Annotated in this window: 18 protein-coding genes and 2 CRISPR repeat arrays; of the genes, 17 read left to right on the forward strand and 1 reads right to left on the reverse strand. The window is 37.2% G+C overall.

Going from position 1 to position 22,213, the window contains the following annotated elements; genetic code table 11:
* From H1R81_RS01125 to H1R81_RS27280, 13 genes are all read left to right on the forward strand, one after another.
* Positions 1–558, forward strand: a complete 558-nt coding sequence (locus H1R81_RS01125) for an RAMP superfamily CRISPR-associated protein (protein WP_181838831.1) — start codon at positions 1–3, stop codon at positions 556–558.
* Positions 551–1,990, forward strand: a complete 1,440-nt coding sequence (locus H1R81_RS01130; RefSeq protein WP_181838832.1) for a hypothetical protein — start codon at positions 551–553, stop codon at positions 1,988–1,990. The genes H1R81_RS01125 and H1R81_RS01130 overlap by 8 nt, the downstream gene beginning before the upstream one ends.
* Positions 1,980–3,452 (forward strand): RAMP superfamily CRISPR-associated protein, encoded by a 1,473-nt coding sequence (locus H1R81_RS01135; RefSeq protein ID WP_181838833.1) that lies wholly within the window; start codon positions 1,980–1,982, stop codon positions 3,450–3,452. Before H1R81_RS01130 ends, H1R81_RS01135 begins: the two co-directional genes overlap by 11 nt.
* Positions 3,430–3,831 carry a TIGR04423 family type III CRISPR-associated protein gene (locus H1R81_RS01140; RefSeq protein ID WP_181838834.1) on the forward strand — a complete coding sequence of 134 codons (402 nt, stop codon included), beginning with the start codon at positions 3,430–3,432 and terminating at the stop codon, positions 3,829–3,831. Before H1R81_RS01135 ends, H1R81_RS01140 begins: the two co-directional genes overlap by 23 nt.
* A gap of 2 nt (positions 3,832–3,833) precedes the next feature.
* Positions 3,834–6,245: a TIGR03986 family CRISPR-associated RAMP protein gene (locus tag H1R81_RS01145; RefSeq protein WP_181838835.1), complete on the forward strand. Its 2,412-nt coding sequence runs from the start codon at positions 3,834–3,836 to the stop codon at positions 6,243–6,245.
* On the forward strand, positions 6,242–6,532 hold the full coding sequence (crn3, locus tag H1R81_RS01150; protein ID WP_181838836.1) for a CRISPR-associated ring nuclease Crn3/Csx3: 291 nt from the start codon (positions 6,242–6,244) through the stop codon (positions 6,530–6,532). Before H1R81_RS01145 ends, crn3 begins: the two co-directional genes overlap by 4 nt.
* A gap of 17 nt (positions 6,533–6,549) precedes the next feature.
* The gene (locus H1R81_RS01155; RefSeq protein WP_181838837.1) at positions 6,550–7,218 is read left to right on the forward strand and encodes a hypothetical protein; all 669 of its coding nucleotides are present in this window, start codon (positions 6,550–6,552) and stop codon (positions 7,216–7,218) included.
* Positions 7,215–8,048 (forward strand): CRISPR-associated endonuclease Cas6, encoded by an 834-nt coding sequence (locus tag H1R81_RS01160; protein ID WP_181838838.1) that lies wholly within the window; start codon positions 7,215–7,217, stop codon positions 8,046–8,048. The genes H1R81_RS01155 and H1R81_RS01160 overlap by 4 nt, the downstream gene beginning before the upstream one ends.
* Positions 8,049–8,190: 142 nt before the next feature.
* Complete coding sequence (locus tag H1R81_RS01165) at positions 8,191–9,165, forward strand: reverse transcriptase family protein (protein WP_181838839.1); 975 nt, start codon at positions 8,191–8,193, stop codon at positions 9,163–9,165.
* A gap of 2 nt (positions 9,166–9,167) precedes the next feature.
* Positions 9,168–10,148, forward strand: a complete 981-nt coding sequence (gene cas1 / locus H1R81_RS01170; RefSeq protein WP_181838840.1) for a CRISPR-associated endonuclease Cas1 — start codon at positions 9,168–9,170, stop codon at positions 10,146–10,148.
* An 8-nt stretch (positions 10,149–10,156) separates the two neighbouring features.
* The gene (gene cas2 / locus H1R81_RS01175) at positions 10,157–10,450 is read left to right on the forward strand and encodes a CRISPR-associated endonuclease Cas2 (RefSeq protein WP_181838841.1); all 294 of its coding nucleotides are present in this window, start codon (positions 10,157–10,159) and stop codon (positions 10,448–10,450) included.
* A gap of 97 nt (positions 10,451–10,547) precedes the next feature.
* A CRISPR array of direct repeats spans positions 10,548–11,856; the repeat unit is 36 nt; unit sequence GTAGAAATGAAGACCTTTTCAAGATAGGATTACGAC.
* Positions 11,857–11,964: 108 nt separating this feature from the next.
* Positions 11,965–17,896: a CRISPR direct-repeat array (repeat unit 36 nt; unit sequence GTAGAAATGAAGACCTTTTCAAGATAGGATTACGAC).
* Positions 17,897–17,942: 46 nt separating this feature from the next.
* Complete coding sequence (locus H1R81_RS01180; RefSeq protein WP_181838842.1) at positions 17,943–19,475, forward strand: hypothetical protein; 1,533 nt, start codon at positions 17,943–17,945, stop codon at positions 19,473–19,475.
* A 15-nt stretch (positions 19,476–19,490) separates the two neighbouring features.
* Complete coding sequence (locus H1R81_RS27280) at positions 19,491–19,592, forward strand: hypothetical protein (protein WP_409013541.1); 102 nt, start codon at positions 19,491–19,493, stop codon at positions 19,590–19,592.
* A gap of 221 nt (positions 19,593–19,813) precedes the next feature.
* Here H1R81_RS27280 and H1R81_RS01190 read toward each other — a convergent pair whose 3' ends face one another.
* Complete coding sequence (locus H1R81_RS01190) at positions 19,814–20,215, reverse strand: helix-turn-helix domain-containing protein (protein WP_181838843.1); 402 nt, start codon at positions 20,213–20,215, stop codon at positions 19,814–19,816.
* A gap of 169 nt (positions 20,216–20,384) precedes the next feature.
* On the opposite strand from H1R81_RS01190, the gene H1R81_RS01195 reads away from it, so the two are divergent.
* The 4 genes from H1R81_RS01195 (at position 20,385) to H1R81_RS01210 (ending at position 22,204) form a co-directional block, all read left to right on the forward strand.
* A complete protein-coding gene (locus H1R81_RS01195) occupies positions 20,385–20,804 on the forward strand; it encodes a hypothetical protein (RefSeq protein ID WP_181838844.1) in 420 nt (139 codons plus the stop codon).
* Between the two features lie 108 nt (positions 20,805–20,912).
* The gene (locus H1R81_RS01200; protein ID WP_181838845.1) at positions 20,913–21,245 is read left to right on the forward strand and encodes a hypothetical protein; all 333 of its coding nucleotides are present in this window, start codon (positions 20,913–20,915) and stop codon (positions 21,243–21,245) included.
* 529 nt (positions 21,246–21,774) lie between these two features.
* The gene (locus tag H1R81_RS01205; RefSeq protein WP_181838846.1) at positions 21,775–21,960 is read left to right on the forward strand and encodes a hypothetical protein; all 186 of its coding nucleotides are present in this window, start codon (positions 21,775–21,777) and stop codon (positions 21,958–21,960) included.
* Between the two features lie 10 nt (positions 21,961–21,970).
* Entirely contained in the window at positions 21,971–22,204 is a 234-nt protein-coding gene (locus H1R81_RS01210) for a hypothetical protein (protein WP_181838847.1), read from the forward strand.
* Positions 22,205–22,213: the final 9 nt, after the last annotated feature.

Consider the following 22,213-nt stretch of genomic DNA (forward strand, 5'->3'; position numbering starts at 1 on the left):
ATGTTAGAAATTCACTACAAAATTACTTTTTTAAGCGATTGGCACATTGGTTCCGGGCTTGCAGGCGGCCCTGAAGCTGATGCCATCGTTTTGAAAGATAAAGATAGTCTGCCTTATATACCTGGTAAAACAATCAAAGGGCTTTTGCGTGATGCTTTGGAAGATATTCAGGAGGCAACCGGACATAAAATAATTGTTGAACAGATTTTTGGTAAAAAAGACTCTGGAACCCGTTCAGTAATTAATTTTTCAAATGCAGAACTAAGCCCTAAGGAAAAACTGGAGATAACAGCCAATGGTCTCAGTGATTTTCTCTACAGAAATATAGCCTCCACTGCTATTGATGCGAATGGAGTAGCCCAAAAGCAAGCACTACGGGTAATGGAAGTATGTATTCCGCTTAAACTCACAGGCACTATAGCAAACATTGAAACCCCTGAAATAAAAGATAAACTCCTGCAAACGCTGAAATGGGTAAGGCATTTAGGAGTAAACCGAAACAGAGGATTGGGCAGATGTAAATTTATTGAGATTCTAACACCAGAAGAAAATGATTGAAATAGTATATACATGCACGTTGGAGACAGATATAGTCTTGAACGCCAAACTGGCTACAGAAGGCAATATGGAGACTTTAGATTTTATTCCGGGAAGTAATTTCTTAGGTATAGTTGCCAACAATATCTATAAGAATTATAAGCCTGATGAAGCCTATGATATGCTGCACTCCAACAAAGTTTTATTTGGCGATGCCCATATTTCCAATATAGCGGGTTTAAGAAGTTATGCAATGCCCTTGGTATTATTTAAAGATAAATTAGACAAAAGCCAAACCTGGGTTCAGTATGAAATTGATGAAAAAATTGATGAGAACCTTAGATTAAAGAATAAGCAGCTAAAACAAGAGCGTATTGGATACATTTCTGAATCAGGAATATTTTTTAAGGATGTCAAAAAGAATTTCGCTTTAAAATCAGCTCAGGACCGTTCAACCAGAAGCTCGGCAGAAGGACAGATGTTTGGTGTTAGTTCTTTGGCAAAGGGGCAGGTTTTTACATTTGCTGTTAAATATGCATCAGAAGATTTAAAGGCAAAAGTTGAAGCTTTTCTGATTGGAAAAAAACAAATCGGTAAGTCAAAAACGGCTCAATTTGGTCAGGTTAATATTCAGCCAATTGATGTAAATCCTGTTGTCAGGCAGATATCGAATAATGGCTATCACATCATCTATGCCGAAAGCAATCTATGTTTCTTTAATGAGTCAGGGCACCCTACCTTTCAACCATCAGCCAATGATTTAGGTATAGATGGAGGTGAGATTTGCTGGGAAAAATCTCAGGTAAGAACCTATTCTTATGCACCCTGGAATTTTAAAAGAAATACGCCAAATACACAAAGACACTGTATTCAGAAAGGCTCCGTTTTCTATATAAAAGGCGGCACAATCAACAATCCGTATAACGTTGTGGGCGAATATACCAATGAAGGCCTTGGCAGGGTAATTTATAATCCGGCTTTTTTAAAAGCTAAAGATGATGCTACATGGGATTTTAGTTTAACCGAACCGGATGATAATGGAAATGAGCGGCCAAACGCCGTTCAAATTGGCTCTATGCTTGGGCTATACCTCAAAAGCAAAAAAGAAGAAAGTGAAAAAGAGGTGGTAATAGCCAAATCAGTGCATGAGGCTGTTTATGGCATAAGTAATGAAAACCCAAAAAATATTACAGCAAGCCAGTGGGGTTCAATTCGTGCCGAAGCTTCAAAATGTAGCTCTGTATTTGATTTACACAACTTGCTCTTTGATAAGGAAAAAGGTATCCTGACTTCCGGCGTTTCGGCAAAAAAATACTGGGATAAAAGCCGCAACAGAGAGAAACTTGAGGCAATAATTAAAGCCAATTGCCTTTTAGGAACTGTTTTCGTTACCAGATATGCCGAAGAAATGGCTAAGAAATCCTTAAAACCAAACAAAGAAAATGGGAAATAACTATCGATATATAGCAAGAGTTGTTCTGGAAGCCAAAACAAGCCTTTTTGTAGGCTCGGGAGAAACATCTCTGCTGAAAGATGCCATCGTTCAGAAAGACCATCTTGGCTTGCCGATGATACAGGGTACATCTTTGACCGGAGTATTAAGACATTCATTTTTTGACCGGTATAGCCCTGACGAGTTTGAGAAAGAATTTGATGAAACCAAAGAAAAACTCATCAAACTATGGGGGTACCAATTATCGAAGGATGAACAAAAAGCCTATAATCTCTATTTTAAAAAAAATAATCACGGCAAAAAAGATGAGGAAATACCCAAAGGCTATGGTTCAAGGCTTAAAATTAGCTCGGCTTACATGCTCTATGAAAGAGCTAAGGTAGCTGAGGGTCTGGATAGAAGTGAAGTGGAATCGGTTCTCACAAAATTTGCGAATTTACCCGCCAGGCAGCACGTCAGAATTACCGATAAGGGTGTGGCCGATGAACACGGATTGTTTAACCACGAAGTAGTATATGCCGGTACACGGTTCATTTTTGAGATAGAGCTGATTGGAACAAAGGAAGATGAGAATACCTGGAAAGAGATGCTTACCCGCTTGTATCAACCTTCATTCAGAATAGGGCAGGGTTCCAGAAACGGCTTTGGTAGTTTACAAATCAAAAGAATTGAACAAAGAAGCTATAATCTGACAGATGCCGTAGACTTCAATAACTATCTGAACTTTGACCCCTCATTTAACGCACAGAATAAAGGACTGACTGAATTCAAAGCAGCACAGGCATACAGTTTTCAAAGTTATACGCTTGAATTAAAGCCGGATAGTTTCTTTATTTTCAGTGAAGGCTACGGCGATGATAAAGTTGATAACCGCCCTGTAATGGAATATACCGTTTCTTATGATGCAAATGGTAAAATGGTATTCAAAAACAAGACACTGATTCCTGCCTCTTCCATCAAAGGAGCCATAAGCCATCGGGTGGCCTTTCATTATAATAAACTTCTTGGCAGATGGGCAGGTGGAACCATAGAGGCGAAAAAAGGTACTAACAATGAAGCAGTAAAGGCTTTGTTTGGTATTGAAAAAAATGACACGGATGGCAAAAGAGGTATTGTATTGATTGATGATATCTACTTCGATGAAGAGGTAAAAAACGACAAAATATTTAATCATGTAGCAATCGACCGTTTTACAGGAGGGGCAATGGAAGGCGCTTTATTTTCTGAAAAAGTCTCAGGATTTACCAATGATGAATCAAGATTGAAAATCGAAATTTATCTGGAGAAAAATGACTTTGATGATACAAAAATTATAGAAGCTTTAGAATTAGCCCTGATAGATATTTGCAAAGGATTATTGCCTTTAGGAGGAATGACCACCAAGGGTCACGGTATTTTTACAGGTATATTAAAAAAAGGTTCCAACCAAATTTTCAATTATGAAACTCAATCAACTAACTGACATACCTGATTACGTATATGAGGGGTACGTGTGGCTGTCGGATAATGATAAGCCAATTGTATATAAAGATGTGAAATTTAAGCCAAATGAAATTAAACAAAACCCTTTCATAGTTGAGGGGCTTCTTTGGGCTAAAAAAGAAGGTATATCTATACACATAAGGCACACAGGCAGGTATTTAATTCATAAATATGATATGAATGCCTCAGATTTATCTAAAGATATTAAGCAATACTTGCCTCATAAAATTGAAGGTATCAAAAAACTTAAGTTCAAACCAGTATGGAAGCCTGAGACAGACCCTCTTTGCGAGGGTATGGAAGTATTAAAAATGAAAGCACTTGTGTTTATTGGTTTTGTCTATGAAAACATTAAATAATTATGGTAAAGTCACCTTATAATTTTGTTCCTGCGCCTTCTGAGGGCGAAGTATTCACACCCCATTGGGCAGATGATGTGAGCCACGATATTCCGTTTGAAGATGGCGAGAGCGGAGAAATTTCAGTATGTATTACGGCTGAAACTCCGATTTTTGTGAGAAATGGACATGCTGAAGGAGAGGAAATGAATGAGTTTTGTCATGTGGGAAAAGAAGCTGACAAGCAGTATTTTATACCGGCAACTACATTTAAAGGATTGATAAGGAATACATTAGAAGTAATAAGTCAGTCTGGAATGAAACAAATTGATGATAGTAGACATTCTATTCGTCAGATTATGAAGACAAAAGATGTAATTATAGATGAGGGCTATGAGCTAACTGGCAAAAAAGATGATATTTATTGCGGGTATCTGATAAAGAAAGATGATAGATATTGGATTTATTCTTGTGATAAACCCTATAAAATTAGGTACACTGACCTTGACAAAATTTTTGATGGTGGATTCTCAAGGAATTTTGAGAATGGCGTAAGTAATAATTTTGATGAACGCACTGGTGCATTCAAATATGAAAACATCATTAAAGGAACTGAGCTGGAGCATATATTTGAAGAGCATCCACTTGATGAGACCGATAAGCAAAAAGCATGGGTAAGCATTTTTCAGCGGTTAAAGTATGTACGTTTAAAATCCGTAGATAAAAATGCTTTTTGGGGAAGGATTGTTTGCACGGGACAAGCCAGTGAATACTCGGCAAAAATCAGCAGAAGAGGGGAATATGTTTTTAGAGGAAGAAAAGAGGAAATTTTGAAAGATGATAAAAGGAAAATAGAAGTATTACAAAAACAAATGGATACTTTTCTATTTCTGAATAGAGATGGGAAAAAAGACTCGGAAATACTGAAAGACTGGAAATACTGGAAAGACAGTATTAAAACAGGTATCCCTGTATTTTTTAGAAAAAAAGATAGTACACTAATAGATTTTGGATTGACATTCATGTATAAGCAACCGGTTAGGTTTTCGACAAAAGAGATTTTAAGTTATAAACCAGACTTAGATTTAGCTGAATGTATATTTGGTTCAATTCAAAAGAATTATGAACTGAAAGGAAGAGTTTTCATTTCGGATATGAAAGCTAAAGGAAAAGTGAAGGTTTTGCCACTTCTGGATAACGTACTTTCAAGTCCTAAATCTTCTTATTCTCCGTTTTATTTAAATCAAGATACTAATCAGCAAACTTTATCTGCATACAATACATATCAGGTTGGGAATCCAAGCCTTAGAGGATTTAAAAAATATCCGATAAGGGCAAATGAGAGCAAACAAACTATTGATTCTTCTAAACAAAAATTAATTTCCAGGTCGATGCCTTTATCAAAAGGAACTGTCTTTGAAGGTAAAATCAGATTTCATAACTTGAAAAGAACAGAGATCGGTGCGCTAATATCATCTCTTACATTACATGGCTCTGAGAATGTGTTTTATAATATTGGTGCTATCAAGCCATTAGGTTTTGGTAGAGTAAAAATTGCTATAGATACGAATTTTGATCAAGATTCTTTGATGAAAGAATTTGAAAAGTTTATGCGGGTGCATAATGAAAATGCCTGGAAAAATAGCCTCAAAGAACTATTGGCAATGAGTAGTATTGCTGCTGACGAAAGAACGCTTGATTATATGACTTTAGAAAATTTTCAAAAGGTTAAAAATCAGGGTTTATATCTGCAACAGTATTCCAAAATAAGTGAAATTAACAAAAATATCAGGTTTTTAGCTACTCCTGCGGAGATTGAGGAGGCAAGAATACGTATCAAAAATGAAATAAATGTTAATAAAGAAAGAAAAGAATATTATTTGAATCTTGCTAAAAATCAACTGGAAAACGATGCCTACGATGAGGCTTCAAAAAGCTATAAGTTATATGCTGAATCAAATCGAAAATTTGATTTAAAGACAACACTTTCAGAGATTGAGAAGATTAAGAAACTTTTTATAAAATTTACAGAATTGAATACATCTGATGACCTAAGTGTATTGGAGTCTTCATTAAAAGATTTTTACCATACTAAATGGTATCAGCTACTTCAAAACAAAATTCAACAGATTAAAACTGATATAAGAAAACGACTTTTACAATTAGCAGCAGAAGAAAAATTAAACCTTGACGACTCTGCTTTTGATAAAATAAAAGCGGAATTAAAAAAACGTGAGAAAAAAAATATTGCGTTTTCTGAGGAATGGAGAAAGGAAATTGAAGAGTCGCTTAAGAGGAATTATGTTCATGAGAAAAATAATAAAAAATCCGAATGGCAAAAAGGGGCTTTCCCAAAATATCCTTGGTCAGATATTATCAAATGGTTGGGCCCAGACAAAGCAAAAGCACTATACGAAGAACTAACTAAACCATGATACAATACAAAATTACACAAACTGACAAATGGAATTTCGTGGAGTTTGAATTGGCTAAGAATATAGAACCCGCCGATTTGAAAAAAATGATAATGCCTGATATAAAAAAATTCTATAATAAAGGCGTTATCATTTCCGGCCGTGGCCCTATCTGGCTATACGGAGTATTGATTCATCATTTTCACCCTACACGTTTTATAGCCACTTTTGAGCCTCGCCTCAATGCCGGGGTTGTGATTGAAACACACGAAACCGAATTTCACATTGGAGATTTAATAGATTTATAATTTAAAGTATAGCGACTATGAACAAAGAACTTTGGGTGTTTATCAGAGAAAAATATTCCGGAAAAATTACATTTTGGATTGTAGCCTTTCTAATTTGCCTTGTAATATTTTGGGGCATTAACAAACGCAATAGTATCTGTAATATAGATGGTTTGTGGACAGATGTCATTGATCCTGTATTTACGCTGTTTGGTTTTCTGGTGCCAGTTTTACTGTGGTATTTTCTATTAGACAAAGAATGGAAAGATAGTCTGGACAAAAAATTGACAGTACATTTTAAGCTTAAAGAACATTATGTGATGTCATGCTTTGAAGTATATCTCTCAAGCCCGGCTGATATCCGAAATTGGGGACAACAAATCGGACAACAAATGAACCTTGGAAATTTTCTTTCATTTTATCCTTACCTGAGTCAAAAACTTATAGGAAAAATAAATAGACTCAATAAAAAATCTTTTATGCTTTATGAATTGACTATTTATTTAAAATTCGATGAAAGTGGCAATTATAAATCAATTTCAAGTAAAAGTCAAGAATTCGACCCTAAAGAATATAAAATATGGTTTGATAATAATAGTGAAGTTTCTGGCAATGAAGAATTAATTCTGGAACCAAGAAAAGAGGCTATTACTTTAGAAGAAGTAAAAATGGAATATGAAAAAAAACGCCTAAAACGCAATATATGATTAGCCTCCTCATCCCCTCCATCCTCGTCCGGTTCCTTGAATATGAACTCCGGCCAGACCAGATTCAGGACTTTAAAACTAAAATCAACCGTTTGCTGGATGGCCAGGTGGAGGAGTTCCATAACCATATCGCAGGGAGCGAACAAACCAGGCTGGGGTATCCCTACATACAATATCGTTCTATTAAAACCCTGATGCAGAATGATCTCGGCGATAAGCGAAACTTTCATCTGGCCGCATTATTCGGCGTTGCTGATGGCGTTGATCTAATTCTTGATTTACTCAACCAGATTTACCATACAGGCAAACCTGAAAGCTTGTATCATTTTGAGGTAGAAGAATATCAAACCCCTGTGATGATGACAGAAACCCCTCAGAAATATAAAATTAACCATTGGCTGCCGCTTAATACCATTTTCAGAAAAGAAGAAAACCAAAAAACGGATAATTATGAAAAGTGGAAAACAGAAATGAAAATGACCGGGCGCATTAGCTTTCTTGAAGGAATTGTGGCAGGGCATATCAAAGATTTTTGTAGCGAAATCGGCTTTAGAATCCCCGACAGACAATTGACAGTAAGCCTGCTCGATTACCGGACACTGGGAAAAATAAAATATCCCAACAACGACCACCACGAAGTAAAGTACGAAGCATTTGATGTCATTTACGAAGCCAATATTCAACTGCCCGAATACCTCGGCATGGGCAAAGGCAAGAGCAAAGGCTTTGGCTGGCAAACCCGAACAGAGCACCATCAACTGATAGACCCTCAGAGGCTCAGAGACTATCAGGCACAAAAACAGCAAAAGAGTTGGCGACGGAGCAGATAATGCTCAAACAATCGTTCTTTGACATATCGGCAATAAAAATTTTCAGGGAAACCGTATTGAATCAATGGCTTGCGCAACCGGAAATATCAGGTACTTTAAATCTCTTCAAAACCAGCTTTTGCAGGCGCGAACCGTCGAAAAAATGGCACGCCTCCTCGGAATTGAACACAGAACACTTGATTATCTGGCCGAAAGGCCCCAATACAATGAATTCGATGTGCCTAAAAAGAACGGAGGTTTCAGGCACATCGAAGACCCTGACAATGAGCTTAAAAACGTACTTCGCCTATTCAATGATTACCTGCAAGCGGTGTACTATTTCCGGAAATCCGATGCCGCTTATGGATTTGTGAGAGTACCCGACAACGATACAGCCCCCCGTAATATTCTTTCAAATGCCGAAAAACACCGCAACCGGCCCTGGATGCTCAATGTAGATTTTCTTGATTTTTTCCACCAGATAAAACAGATAGAAATATACGAATTATTTGTGTGCCCACCTTTCAATTTCGGTGAAGAACTGGCTGTTCTGCTTTCAAAACTGACTACTTATAAAGGACGCCTCCCGATGGGCTCGCCTACCTCACCGGTCTTGTCAAACTTTGCAACACTTTTGCTCGATCAGGATCTGCTCGGTTTTGCCACAAAAAAAGATCTCGTTTATTCCAGATTCGCCGACGACCTCACCTTCTCTGCCAATAGTCCGCTTTCGGTTGAACACCTCACCGGAATCAGGCAGATTTGTGCCTTCTACGGCCTGAAATTAAATGAAAATAAAATAAATTTTTTCTTGCCTCATCAAACCAAAATCGTAACCGGATTAATCGTCACAAACCGCGTAGACATACCGCATACCTATCTCGAAGACCTCCGGAAAGAAATTGACAAGCTCAGAACAGTGCTTGAAATCAATTACCGTACAGGCAGGCAGGCCTCAGAATGGGTGCAGCGGTTTCATCAGCAAATCGAAGGCGCCATCGAATTTATACGTCAGATAGAAACCTCTAAGAGCCCGGATTACCAGCAGATCAGGCAGTACTACGCAGAGTCTCAACAAATGGCAGAAAATTATCAGCCCACCAGCTGGTTAGATTTTGGGTATCATAAATTTATCTGAAAATGCACCTCGTACTCGATACTAAAGGAATTAATATGCAGGTGCGGAACGCCTGCTTCTATCTTAAAACCGATAAACACGAGCGGATCATCAATCCGCATAAGATTTCAAGCATATCGGTTCTTTCGCAATGCTGGCTCAGTAGCTCGGCTATCCGCTTGGCAGTGCAGCATCGTATCCCGATTTACTTTCATAATGGGCTTGGCAATATCGAAGCTCGGCTTTGGAGTGCTTCTTTTGGCCATCTCGCAACCAACCGGCGCCAGCAGGTATTATTTAGTACAGCCTGCCAGGCCACCGAATGGATAATCAGCCTCTTTGATTACAAAGCACAGGAGCAGATAAAAAACCTGAGATACCTGAAATCAAGAAAAACAGCCCAGGCAGACCCTATCGAAAAAGCCATTGAACAAATTACCGGTAAAATAACAGATTTGCATACACACAAAACCCAGAGACTCTCTGATTGCGCAGCATCAGTTATGGGTAAAGAGGGAGCTATCGCACGCTGCTATTGGCAGGCATTAACCCTATGTATGCCAGACAATATGCAATTCGATAACAGGAATCGAAGACCCGCGCACGATAATTTTAATGCCGCCCTGAACTACCTCTATGGCATGCTCTATGGAGTAATCGAAAACGCATTGTTTACCGTAGGTCTTGACCCTTATCTGGGGTTGCTCCATGCCGACGAGTACAACCAACCCACACTCGCATTCGACATGATAGAACCCTTCCGGCCCTGGGCCGACAGGCTCCTGTTAGAAGCGATTCTGAAATCAGAGATGAAAGATAGTTTTTTTGAACCCAGAAACGAAGGTATCTGGCTTAGCAAGGCAGGCAAACAATTTTTTATCCCCCGCTTTGATAGTTTCTTTGCCGAGAAAACAATCTTCAGAAACAAAACACTCAGTAGAAATGCACAGATTTATAGAATAGCAGGTGATTTTTTGGAAATATTAAATAACTTTACAGAGTAATACAGCAAATGTACCTGGCGTTTTATGATATTGAAATAGATAGAATCAGAACACGGGTAGCCGATAAACTGCTCAGAGCAGGACTTGAGCGGATACAATATTCTGTATTTTTTGGCCCCCTGACCGATACTCAAAAAAAGAAATTGCTGACCGACATCGAAAAAATAGTAGGAGATTTATCTAAAAGTAATTTTTTATTGATACCCCTCAGCCCCACAAACATTGAAAACGCTTACCATTGTGGAGAGACACCCCCAGATTGGGAGTATCTTTTAGGGAAGCAGCTAACACTTATTATCTGATTGCTTATTTTAGACCAAATGCATCAATTGCCTGATTCTAAAAACAAACAAATAAGTAGTATTTTATTGATTATCAGTACATTAGAACCCATTAAGGGTAGAAATGAAGACCTTTTCAAGATAGGATTACGACGATTAATTGGTCTACCTTTTTCACCTGTGCTTTCGTAGAAATGAAGACCTTTTCAAGATAGGATTACGACATAATTTAATAATGCCATAAGATTAGAAAAATTGTTGTAGAAATGAAGACCTTTTCAAGATAGGATTACGACTCTCTTCTATCGCCTTAGTCTGGAACTCTCTCCATTGTAGAAATGAAGACCTTTTCAAGATAGGATTACGACATAACGAGCGGTTGGATTACCGGAGCAACTACAGGTAGAAATGAAGACCTTTTCAAGATAGGATTACGACTACTTGTCCTGTGTTATGTGTGATTTTTCTGTACTTGTAGAAATGAAGACCTTTTCAAGATAGGATTACGACGTTCATTGAAGTTATGTGTATCAGATGTCTTAGCGGTAGAAATGAAGACCTTTTCAAGATAGGATTACGACAGTTCACGTTCTGTCTCGTTACTTCTGATAATGTAGAAATGAAGACCTTTTCAAGATAGGATTACGACTCTCGACTATACTCGTACAGAGTAATGGTGCGACGTAGAAATGAAGACCTTTTCAAGATAGGATTACGACGCTTACAATCTTAGGGACGTCCTCCCCCTTATCAAAGTAGAAATGAAGACCTTTTCAAGATAGGATTACGACATTAAGTAAATCTTCAACAGTCATTTGAAGTATGTAGAAATGAAGACCTTTTCAAGATAGGATTACGACACTTCTTCACGCCCTGTTGCTTTAGGAACGTGGTGTAGAAATGAAGACCTTTTCAAGATAGGATTACGACACTAAGAGTAGTGTAACAATCCAGAGGATTGTTCTCGTAGAAATGAAGACCTTTTCAAGATAGGATTACGACACTTCTTCACGCCCTGTTGCTTTAGGAACGTGGTGTAGAAATGAAGACCTTTTCAAGATAGGATTACGACAGTGGGGCGGTACAAATCGTCCGCGATTTGTCCGGTAGAAATGAAGACCTTTTCAAGATAGGATTACGACACCAGTTGTTCCGTCCTGAAGTCGCGTTGTAGTTAGGTAGAAATGAAGACCTTTTCAAGATAGGATTACGACTACTGTTTGAGAGAACTGGCGAGATTTTTCTGTGTAGAAATGAAGACCTTTTCAAGATAGGATTACGACTGTTCTCGCTCGTATACACCGTGTACACGGTGATAGGTAGAAATGAAGACCTTTTCAAGATAGGATTACGACAATTCTTATTGTAAGAAATACTTACAATACCTATGGTAGAAATGAAGACCTTTTCAAGATAGGATTACGACTCTACAATTTCGTTTTCTTGATGTACATTTTCCTCAATGTAGAAATGAAGACCTTTTCAAGAAGGATTACGACTCTTCATCATCCTGGATGTTCACATGTAACTTTTCTGTAGAAATGAAGACCTTTTCAAGATAGGATTACGACTTTTTCATCAGGCTCAAACCCGCCCAAAAACCCTTGTAGAAATGAAGACCTTTTCAAGATAGGATTACGACACTGAACACCTACGGCTTCAATTGATTCAGCCAAGTAGAAATGAAGACCTTTTCAAGATAGGATTACGACAACAACATACTTAACCAGGGATTTGAAAATAGTTGTAGAAATGAAGACCTTTTCAAGATAGGATTACGACACAAAAATACCGACTTCAAATCAGCGTACTGATTGTAGAAATGAAGACCTTTTCAAGATAGGATTACGACTAAAAGTGCCGCCTGAACGCAGGCGATGATTTGAAGTAGAAATGAAGACCTTTTCAAGATAGGATTACGACAGTACGTTCTTTTGTAGTGAAATGAAAATAACAAGTAGAAATGAAGACCTTTTCAAGATAGGATTACGACTTAAATAATCTGTTTCTCAGAAGCTCTTTGTGTAGAAATGAAGACCTTTTCAAGATAGGATTACGACACTCGTCCTCTTCGTTCTGATAGCTCTTAGGCGTAGTAGAAATGAAGACCTTTTCAAGATAGGATTACGACATCTTCGTCGGAAATGTAGGTCTCCGACACTACGTGTAGAAATGAAGACCTTTTCAAGATAGGATTACGACTCTTCATCATCCTGGATGTTCACATGTAACTTTTCTGTAGAAATGAAGACCTTTTCAAGATAGGATTACGACCTCTATATCTGAAGTCTTATAGATCTCTACGACGTAGAAATGAAGACCTTTTCAAGATAGGATTACGACGAATTCAGAACGAACGAATCCGAGAATAACGTCCGCAGTAGAAATGAAGACCTTTTCAAGATAGGATTACGACATATACTCAAAAATATCTTCTTCTACTGGTGTCCATGTAGAAATGAAGACCTTTTCAAGATAGGATTACGACTCTGTGTTGCATATATGGCGTCTTGCCAGTGATTGTTACTGTAGAAATGAAGACCTTTTCAAGATAGGATTACGACGTCTTGTATTCGGCCAATATATGCTGATGTAACTCGTAGAAATGAAGACCTTTTCAAGATAGGATTACGACAATCTACAATGACGTCTTTGTTTTCGGTTGTATTGAGTAGAAATGAAGACCTTTTCAAGATAGGATTACGACGTTGGGGTGATCTTATTTTCGCCTCCAAGCGCTGTGTAGAAATGAAGACCTTTTCAAGATAGGATTACGACCATAGTTTTGGGGCTTGATTCGACAGTTTTTCTTCGTAGAAATGAAGACCTTTTCAAGATAGGATTACGACTTTTAGTTAAATTACTGGTTGCTCGTAAACCTGACTGTAGAAATGAAGACCTTTTCAAGATAGGATTACGACACCCGGATTAATGGTGACAGATTGAGCAAGTGATGTAGAAATGAAGACCTTTTCAAGATAGGATTACGACCGCTCGGTGAGGAAACTATGCTATCGTGTGCAATGTAGAAATGAAGACCTTTTCAAGATAGGATTACGACAATGTTTACAAATTGCCATCATTACTAATGGTACTGTAGAAATGAAGACCTTTTCAAGATAGGATTACGACTGAGGAAGTCAGTTATGGCTGGCAAGAGCCAGGAAGTAGAAATGAAGACCTTTTCAAGATAGGATTACGACATCTTAGGCACACCCTCACCCTTATCAAAAGAGCGGTAGAAATGAAGACCTTTTCAAGATAGGATTACGACTCCCTCGGTGAATACTCGGATAGCTGTGAACACACGGTAGAAATGAAGACCTTTTCAAGATAGGATTACGACAGTGAACACACGCTTAGCGTCGGTTACACCTAACAGCGTAGAAATGAAGACCTTTTCAAGATAGGATTACGACACTCCGGCACTTGTTTGTTTTAATATTTCTGTAGAAATGAAGACCTTTTCAAGATAGGATTACGACACTAAGTTTTTGGCTGTTTTCACGTCTTTTTGCGTTGTAGAAATGAAGACCTTTTCAAGATAGGATTACGACAGTCAGATAACTGAATACCATGCGTAGCCGTCGCTTGTAGAAATGAAGACCTTTTCAAGATAGGATTACGACACTTGTTACTTTTATACTTAAATCTTCCATTTTCTGTAGAAATGAAGACCTTTTCAAGATAGGATTACGACGTTCCTGACCTGGTTGGCTTCGGATCTACTACCGGGTAGAAATGAAGACCTTTTCAAGATAGGATTACGACTTTGCTTCAAAATTTTCGTATGTTTTATCAAACTGTAGAAATGAAGACCTTTTCAAGATAGGATTACGACATTTCCGTATATGTTATTGCCGTCGCCGTATGGTAGAAATGAAGACCTTTTCAAGATAGGATTACGACTATTCGGGGATATAGCTGGCCACTACCATAGTAAGTAGAATTGAAGACCTTTTCAAGATAGGATTACGACTTTGGTAAATAAGCTCTGCAATAGACTGGGCTGCAGTGTAGAAATGAAGACCTTTTCAAGATAGGATTACGACAGTATTAGCCAAGCCTCCTCCGAAGACATGTCTTTGGGTAGAAATGAAGACCTTTTCAAGATAGGATTACGACTAAATAGTCTTCTTGGAGTTGTTCCAAATTCCTGTAGAAATGAAGACCTTTTCAAGATAGGATTACGACCTTATGCCCGGCTTGCATCGCCATTCGGTGATAGAGTAGAAATGAAGACCTTTTCAAGATAGGATTACGACTTCCTCTCCCTCCTCTTCACTCGTCTCAACATCATGTAGAAATGAAGACCTTTTCAAGATAGGATTACGACAAGCTGCCATCGACGTAAAAACCAAATTGATTGGTGTAGAAATGAAGACCTTTTCAAGATAGGATTACGACATCCTCCAGAGCCACCATTTCATTCACTCAACTACGTAGAAATGAAGACCTTTTCAAGATAGGATTACGACAGAATTAATCCCAATCCTAATAGAGACAATAGGACTGTAGAAATGAAGACCTTTTCAAGATAGGATTACGACACCTAGTGTTGCTGTAATCGTAAAGGAAAAACCGTAGAAATGAAGACCTTTTCAAGATAGGATTACGACAGTACCCTCCACCAACCCGACAACTGTTGAAAAAATGTAGAAATGAAGACCTTTTCAAGATAGGATTACGACCTTTCTGGTTTCACATAAGCGTCTTGCCAATGATGTAGAAATGAAGACCTTTTCAAGATAGGATTACGACACTCAACTGTAGGGCGTAATGTAAAAATAGAGCAAGTAGAAATGAAGACCTTTTCAAGATAGGATTACGACATAACTTGCAGTTGCTCTGAAATTAATGTTGTCATGTAGAAATGAAGACCTTTTCAAGATAGGATTACGACATTAAACCCTTTCGGTGCAGGCGGCATGCCCAGGAAATAATGTAGAAATGAAGACCTTTTCAAGATAGGATTACGACCTTGCAAAATGAATTCTCCGTGCAGTTCTTTTTCAGTAGAAATGAAGACCTTTTCAAGATAGGATTACGACATCCTCCAGAGCCACCATTTCATTCACTCAACTACGTAGAAATGAAGACCTTTTCAAGATAGGATTACGACTGAATAATATCTGGAACAATAGGTTCTTCATAAGGTAGAAATGAAGACCTTTTCAAGATAGGATTACGACATCCTCCAGAGCCACCATTTCATTCACTCAACTACGTAGAAATGAAGACCTTTTCAAGATAGGATTACGACTGAATAATATCTGGAACAATAGGTTCTTCATAAGGTAGAAATGAAGACCTTTTCAAGATAGGATTACGACTTCCGCATAGATAGCCATGTGATGCTGTGATCGTAGTAGAAATGAAGACCTTTTCAAGATAGGATTACGACTGTCATTTTTATATTCCCTATCTGCTACGATATGGGTAGAAATGAAGACCTTTTCAAGATAGGATTACGACTTTTCGTGATGGTAAGTTCCAATCAGGTTTGGTATGGTAGAAATGAAGACCTTTTCAAGATAGGATTACGACCGTTAGCTATGCCAGAGTCAGGTTGAGTAGGAGTGTAGAAATGAAGACCTTTTCAAGATAGGATTACGACATTCTTCCTTGTTTATACCTATAGCGTCCATTTCCTGTAGAAATGAAGACCTTTTCAAGATAGGATTACGACGCTTCCTTTTTAGATGGTGTTGCTATATATAAAGTAGAAATGAAGACCTTTTCAAGATAGGATTACGACACCTTGAAGACTTTATCGTCTTTCTTTCCTAAGTAGGTAGAAATGAAGACCTTTTCAAGATAGGATTACGACCTCTTAGAGAATCTGCTTTTTTTATAAAGCAACGTAGAAATGAAGACCTTTTCAAGATAGGATTACGACACCATTAGGCAATCTTATCAATTTGCCTTTCGCTGTAGAAATGAAGACCTTTTCAAGATAGGATTACGACCCAAAATAACTTAAATACTGAAAATAAAACATTTCACAGTAGAAATGAAGACCTTTTCAAGATAGGATTACGACAAAAAAGTCTAAGTGGCCCAGCTTTTTTACCCCTTATGGGTAGAAATGAAGACCTTTTCAAGATAGGATTACGACATTCTCTTCTGCTATTAGTATTTCGCTACCAATGTAGAAATGAAGACCTTTTCAAGATAGGATTACGACTCCAATTTCTTTCCAGGCATAAATTCGCTCGGTGAGTAGAAATGAAGACCTTTTCAAGATAGGATTACGACAGTCATCGTCATCACGCTCAGTGCTACGCTCCCCGTAGAAATGAAGACCTTTTCAAGATTGGATTACGACGCTTCACTATCTTCACGGCCTTCTTCGTATTGTCATAAGGTAGAAATGAAGACCTTTTCAAGATAGGATTACGACATCTTGTCGATTACTCGCATAAGCTTACGGGGTTAAGAGTAGAAATGAAGACCTTTTCAAGATAGGATTACGACGTTTCTTTCGAATGCCTCGTCGATATGTGACTGCAGTAGAAATGAAGACCTTTTCAAGATAGGATTACGACTTTCTCCAACGAACACAATCTCGGAACCCTCTTTCGGTAGAAATGAAGACCTTTTCAAGATAGGATTACGACATATCTTCAGGCTTTGCAACCCACGCAGCAGCGCCGTAGAAATGAAGACCTTTTCAAGATAGGATTACGACACATCTGCAACTTCATTAAGCTTTTTCTGACGGCGTAGAAATGAAGACCTTTTCAAGATAGGATTACGACCATATTTCTTCGCCTGGGCGAGCGAAAGTATAAAAAGTAGAAATGAAGACCTTTTCAAGATAGGATTACGACTGCTAACTGCTCCAGATCAATCATCTTAGTACGGCATAGAAATGAAGACCTTTTCAAGATAGGATTACGACTGGTACAGTGCCTCCAATACTTGGCTCGGGAATTGTAGAAATGAAGACCTTTTCAAGATAGGATTACGACGCTGTATAAGGATTTTTGATACTATCCTTAGCAAAGGTAGAAATGAAGACCTTTTCAAGATAGGATTACGACAGAAAAAAGAAATACAGGCAGAAGAAAAGCAATCGTAGAAATGAAGACCTTTTCAAGATAGGATTACGACTTGGACGAAGTTTGAGAAGTCTGACTCATTTTATTTGTAGAAATGAAGACCTTTTCAAGATAGGATTACGACTTCCACACCTAAGAAATACTTAAATTCCTCATTTAGTAGAAATGAAGACCTTTTCAAGATAGGATTACGACCCACCGTCCGCCGCATCGGCGTCTTCGCACAGCGTAGAAATGAAGACCTTTTCAAGAAAGGATTACGACTTCCTCAATACATTTAAAAGCTTTTCTTGCTCGTAGAAATGAAGACCTTTTCAAGATAGGATTACGACCTTCCATTTTACTTACTAATTGTTCAGCTCTTTCTGTAGAAATGAAGACCTTTTCAAGATAGGATTTTTATTATTAGTAGAATTATTTATTATCTAAATTACTTAATGCTTTTGACTATGATAATGATTTGCTTTTCAACCGAACAAAATACCACTAATCTTATTCCTGCAATTCAAATTGCCGAAGTTAAGGAAGTAGTAATTATAGAATCTGCTATTGCTGAAAATAAGAAATGGGCTGATGGCATGATAAGAGTCTTGCAGAAAAGAGGCAAGAAAACAGATAAAATCAATTTAAAAGTTGGCGATGGGAAAGGTGGCGAAGATACCCAGATACTCTCCGTATTAGAGAAAATAAACGTATATATTCAAACCAAAACCAAACCTCATGATACCATCTATTGGAACACAGGCGGAGGGCTCAAACCCCTGATACTTGCCATGTATCAGGCTTATTTACAAAGAAATAACCCTGAAGATAAAATCTGCTATAGTAATCCGTTTAATGCAAAGCCAAGCATAGACTTCTTCCAGAATGTCAATGGCATTCAAAACAGTAGCAGTATAAATATCGGTGTAGATTTAACAGCCCATGAGATCATCCAAACCTATGGTTTGAAAATCAAAAGCGCCAGGCTTTTCTACAACAAACATAACCTCGTTACCTCTTATCCATTTGCAGATTACTTTAAATTTAAGGAATTCAGAAATTATGCTTTCGGCCTTTCGCAATCAGGAAGCAATGATTTATCAGAAGAATTTACCCTGAATGACCTGGCAAATATCTTTAGTGACCCTCAGAAGAGTAGTTTTTTTGAAGAGTCATTAACTGATAGTTTAAAAAAATACTTCGGAAGCGTTAGCATTAGTAAAAAAGAAATTATTTCTGCCTATGATAATACACGTGCATACATTGATGTTAAACACCAGCATTTTTTTGAAGCTAACAAAATAAATCTTTTTGTTGATTATCTACGCGCGCTCTTCATCAAAACAAAAGACAAATTTTCAGATTCACTATTTGCCAAAACTATTAATCATAAAAGTGAAAAGCCTTGTATTGATATCACAAATGCTGAATTGGCCAGTAAATTGAATACCAAAAGTATTTGTCTTGACAATACCCTTCTACGTAATTTAGGATTTAGCGGAGCAGGTAGTTATTTTGAAGGTATTCTTGAAAAAAGAGTCTATCAATTTTTAAAATCAGGTAATCATAAAATCATCGAAGCTTATTCCAATGTCAAAGTCATTAGAGAGAATCATGAAGAAATTGCCCAGTACGATGTTCTTTTAGTTACCAATCACGGAACAGTAATAGCACTTGAAGCAAAAACCTTTGATTTTGAGCAAAAGGATATTGATGCCAGACAATTTAATCTTGAAAAAGCATCAAGTAGAATAGTAGAAATGTATGTGGTTTTACCTTATGATCCTGAAGATTTTAATGAACCATACTTTTCTAAAAATCTTGAAGATTTACCTTTCAGACTAAAAGAGAGAAACATAAAATTTTTTGTTATTGCCGATAGTGTTCAGGATAAAAGTTTTCAGGTCGATCGAACAGATAATAAGTTGATGGAAGCAAAAGATAAGGGAATTCAAATAAATAAATTAGAATGTCTTTTTGATAAGCTTTGCCTCATTTAAAACGATACCCGAACTATTCAGAACTATTATGAGAAAATCCTGAACTTTTTCGACAGAAGAAGTACCAATGCATCAGCAGAATCCTTTAATCGCTGCGGCGAACCGTGCAAAAGTTAAGGCACTAAGAAATCAGTTTAGAGTTGTAAGAAATATTACTTTTTCCTCTTTAAACTCCCTAAAATTTATGCTTAATCCTCAACTTTTAGACATAATCCACTTTTTCGCTTGATCCGAGGTTATGCAACTAAAATAAAAAAGCACCTAACATTGCTGCTAAGTGCTTGATTATCAGTGCTCCCGAAGCTGGGAACCAACAAGTAATCATAGAAGACTGATAATCAATGTGTTACTGACGTGAAATGCGCTTGCATTTCTAAGGATGGGTTGCCATCTGGGACAATTGGATAAAAAAAATTGTGTCCTGATGGTCGTAAATACAACCCACCCTTAATTTTTCCCAAGTCTAGTTTGATGCCATTTAAAGCCAATAATTCCACAGCTTTAAAATACTTCTCTTTCCATTCAACATTCTCTTTTTCAGACCCTCCTAAAAGTTCAGGAATTGATGTGTCTAAATACTCGCTAATTTTCTCCAGAGTGTTAAGATTTATAGACTTTCTGTCAAACATATTATGATAAGTTTGTCTGGATAAATCTAAATCTTCAAACATTTTCATCTTTAAAACCCCCTTTTGGCGAATTTTCTTCTCTATCCGCTCCTTAAGTGCTGTGTAATCCATAGTTAAATATTTTTTATAATTTTGTTAATAAAATTTGACTATGTCAATATTTTGTTTACATTTGTGCATTATATCTTAAAACATGACGAAATAACGTAAAAAAAATGATACATAAAGCATATTGGCGTCAATTTTTTAACTATTAACAATGCTTTAACAAATCAAATCTATGGAATTGATAATAAATACCGGTGAATCCAACAATGTAGTGGAAGAAGTTTCAATTGGCTATAATTCTGCTACAATGAAAAGACTTTTTATCACATTGAGACTTCCGGTTAAACAATTTCATAGTGATATAGAAATACGTAATCTAATATTTCTTCCAATCATCAATGCTGCCTTATTGAGGCATGGAAAAGGGGTTAATTCTTTTGAGTGCAAAATAAAATCAGAGAAAGAAAATTTGATTTGTGAAGCCAGATTCTATGGCAAGGTAGATATTGCTAGAGTAGAGGAAGACTGGAATAGTATTTTAGGTGCCTACGGATATACCCAGGCTGCGAAATATCAGGATGAAGCATTAAGTCGACTCTTTTTAAAAAGAGAGCAATTTTTTCCTGCATCTACTTTTGTTGCAGAATATTGAGTGTAGGATTGATATTTACAAACGAGTAAGGCTATTATTTGAGCCATTTTTTTATAGATGTGCTACATTCTATGTTGTTCATCATTAACATTTAACTTTTGAATACCGATGGGATTAACAAAACAAACCGACCCCCAATTAAACGAATTGGGAAAGAAGTTTTTTGAATCACCGGAAAGTGAGAAAAAACGATTTATTGAAATTGCTGAAGAAAAAGCCATAGAGCAGGGAGAGGATTCTGATAGAAATTTCAGAAGAATCTTTCAAGAGACGTATGCCAGATGTCCAATCGCAAACGTGTATCCTTTTTTCCTGCATGCAGCTCATATGGTTTGGGGATTAAACTTTGATTTTAGTTTAAAAACCCAAGCAACCAAAGGTACTACGGTTCATACAGTAGTAGATGGAAGTTTGTTGGCCTTAACCATAGAAAAAGTCTGATGTTTTTTCATAGTGCCAGATTAAAGCTATACCTGGGATTGATTGAAAGGCAAAACGGTGGATATTAATTTATACGATTCTCCATTGCTGAAAAATCTACCGGTTACTGGAGAGAGCAAGTAAACTCGAATCAGGTGATAGCAAATTTTATTAAAGTAAGTGGAGATAGAAGCGGTTTCAAGCAAATCACAGAACGCACATTCGAACAAGTCCTACAAGAAAACATAGGACTTTTATTGACAAGAAATTGAATAGACTATATCGATAGTAAGAGATAATAGGTTCCAAGTTGCCTTTCCACTTGGGGATAGTTTTCTTAAAAGCTTAGGTTGTTTTATTTATGAAAAGGGTTTTTTAAATGTAGGGTTCCAGTTGCCTACCCACAACTGGCGACACTGTCGCCTAATTAAAAGGAATTTAGAGTGTGAATAAATTTTGTATTAGTAAAAGCTAACTAACGGGTTCCAGATGCCTATCCACAACTGGCAATTTTATTGCAAAACGGACTATTGATTAATTATTCAAATAAATGAGTGTAACAAAATTTAGTGTCTTAAAACTGGATGATGCCCGTAGCCACGGTTCAGAATTGGAGTTGAATGGGGTTTATATCGGTGAATTAGATGAGAGCAAGAGCCTTGTCTATTTTACTGATAAAGCCGAGGACGAATGGTTTTTTTATATAGGTGATTCCTGTGAATTAGTAATTTCTTAACCATCATACAATGAGCTTTATTATTAAGTCAAACGTCAAAAACGAAACTAACTGGTCGGGTAAAGAATTTTCAAACCTTCCGGCTAAAATTTATGGCAGCCTTCAAAGTGCTACTGATGCTTTAGAAGGTTACTGGTTTTCTGAGCATGTTCCTTATAAAACAGATAAACGTCGTGTTATCATTGTTCCTTTGACCGACTATATGCAAAAGAAATTACTGGAGCAGAAAAAGATACGCTGGTAGTTGTATAAT

Origin of the sequence: Emticicia sp. BO119, from assembly GCF_013912375.1 — a bacterium.
Lineage (GTDB): Bacteria > Bacteroidota > Bacteroidia > Cytophagales > Spirosomataceae > Emticicia.

Excerpts from the sequence above, each read along its gene's own strand:
- H1R81_RS01125 (WP_181838831.1), top strand. The coding sequence starts at position 1 with ATGTTAGAAATTCACTACAAAATTACTTTTTTAAGCGATTGGCACATT.
- H1R81_RS01130 (WP_181838832.1), top strand. The coding sequence starts at position 551 with ATGATTGAAATAGTATATACATGCACGTTGGAGACAGATATAGTCTTG.
- H1R81_RS01135 (WP_181838833.1), top strand. The coding sequence starts at position 1,980 with ATGGGAAATAACTATCGATATATAGCAAGAGTTGTTCTGGAAGCCAAA.
- H1R81_RS01140 (WP_181838834.1), top strand. The coding sequence starts at position 3,430 with ATGAAACTCAATCAACTAACTGACATACCTGATTACGTATATGAGGGG.
- H1R81_RS01145 (WP_181838835.1), top strand. The coding sequence starts at position 3,834 with ATGGTAAAGTCACCTTATAATTTTGTTCCTGCGCCTTCTGAGGGCGAA.
- crn3 (WP_181838836.1), top strand. The coding sequence starts at position 6,242 with ATGATACAATACAAAATTACACAAACTGACAAATGGAATTTCGTGGAG.
- H1R81_RS01155 (WP_181838837.1), top strand. The coding sequence starts at position 6,550 with ATGAACAAAGAACTTTGGGTGTTTATCAGAGAAAAATATTCCGGAAAA.
- H1R81_RS01160 (WP_181838838.1), top strand. The coding sequence starts at position 7,215 with ATGATTAGCCTCCTCATCCCCTCCATCCTCGTCCGGTTCCTTGAATAT.
- H1R81_RS01165 (WP_181838839.1), top strand. The coding sequence starts at position 8,191 with ATGGCACGCCTCCTCGGAATTGAACACAGAACACTTGATTATCTGGCC.
- cas1 (WP_181838840.1), top strand. The coding sequence starts at position 9,168 with ATGCACCTCGTACTCGATACTAAAGGAATTAATATGCAGGTGCGGAAC.
- cas2 (WP_181838841.1), top strand. The coding sequence starts at position 10,157 with ATGTACCTGGCGTTTTATGATATTGAAATAGATAGAATCAGAACACGG.
- H1R81_RS01180 (WP_181838842.1), top strand. The coding sequence starts at position 17,943 with ATGATAATGATTTGCTTTTCAACCGAACAAAATACCACTAATCTTATT.
- H1R81_RS01190 (WP_181838843.1), bottom strand. The coding sequence starts at position 20,215 with ATGGATTACACAGCACTTAAGGAGCGGATAGAGAAGAAAATTCGCCAA.
- H1R81_RS01195 (WP_181838844.1), top strand. The coding sequence starts at position 20,385 with ATGGAATTGATAATAAATACCGGTGAATCCAACAATGTAGTGGAAGAA.
- H1R81_RS01200 (WP_181838845.1), top strand. The coding sequence starts at position 20,913 with ATGGGATTAACAAAACAAACCGACCCCCAATTAAACGAATTGGGAAAG.
- H1R81_RS01205 (WP_181838846.1), top strand. The coding sequence starts at position 21,775 with ATGAGTGTAACAAAATTTAGTGTCTTAAAACTGGATGATGCCCGTAGC.
- H1R81_RS01210 (WP_181838847.1), top strand. The coding sequence starts at position 21,971 with ATGAGCTTTATTATTAAGTCAAACGTCAAAAACGAAACTAACTGGTCG.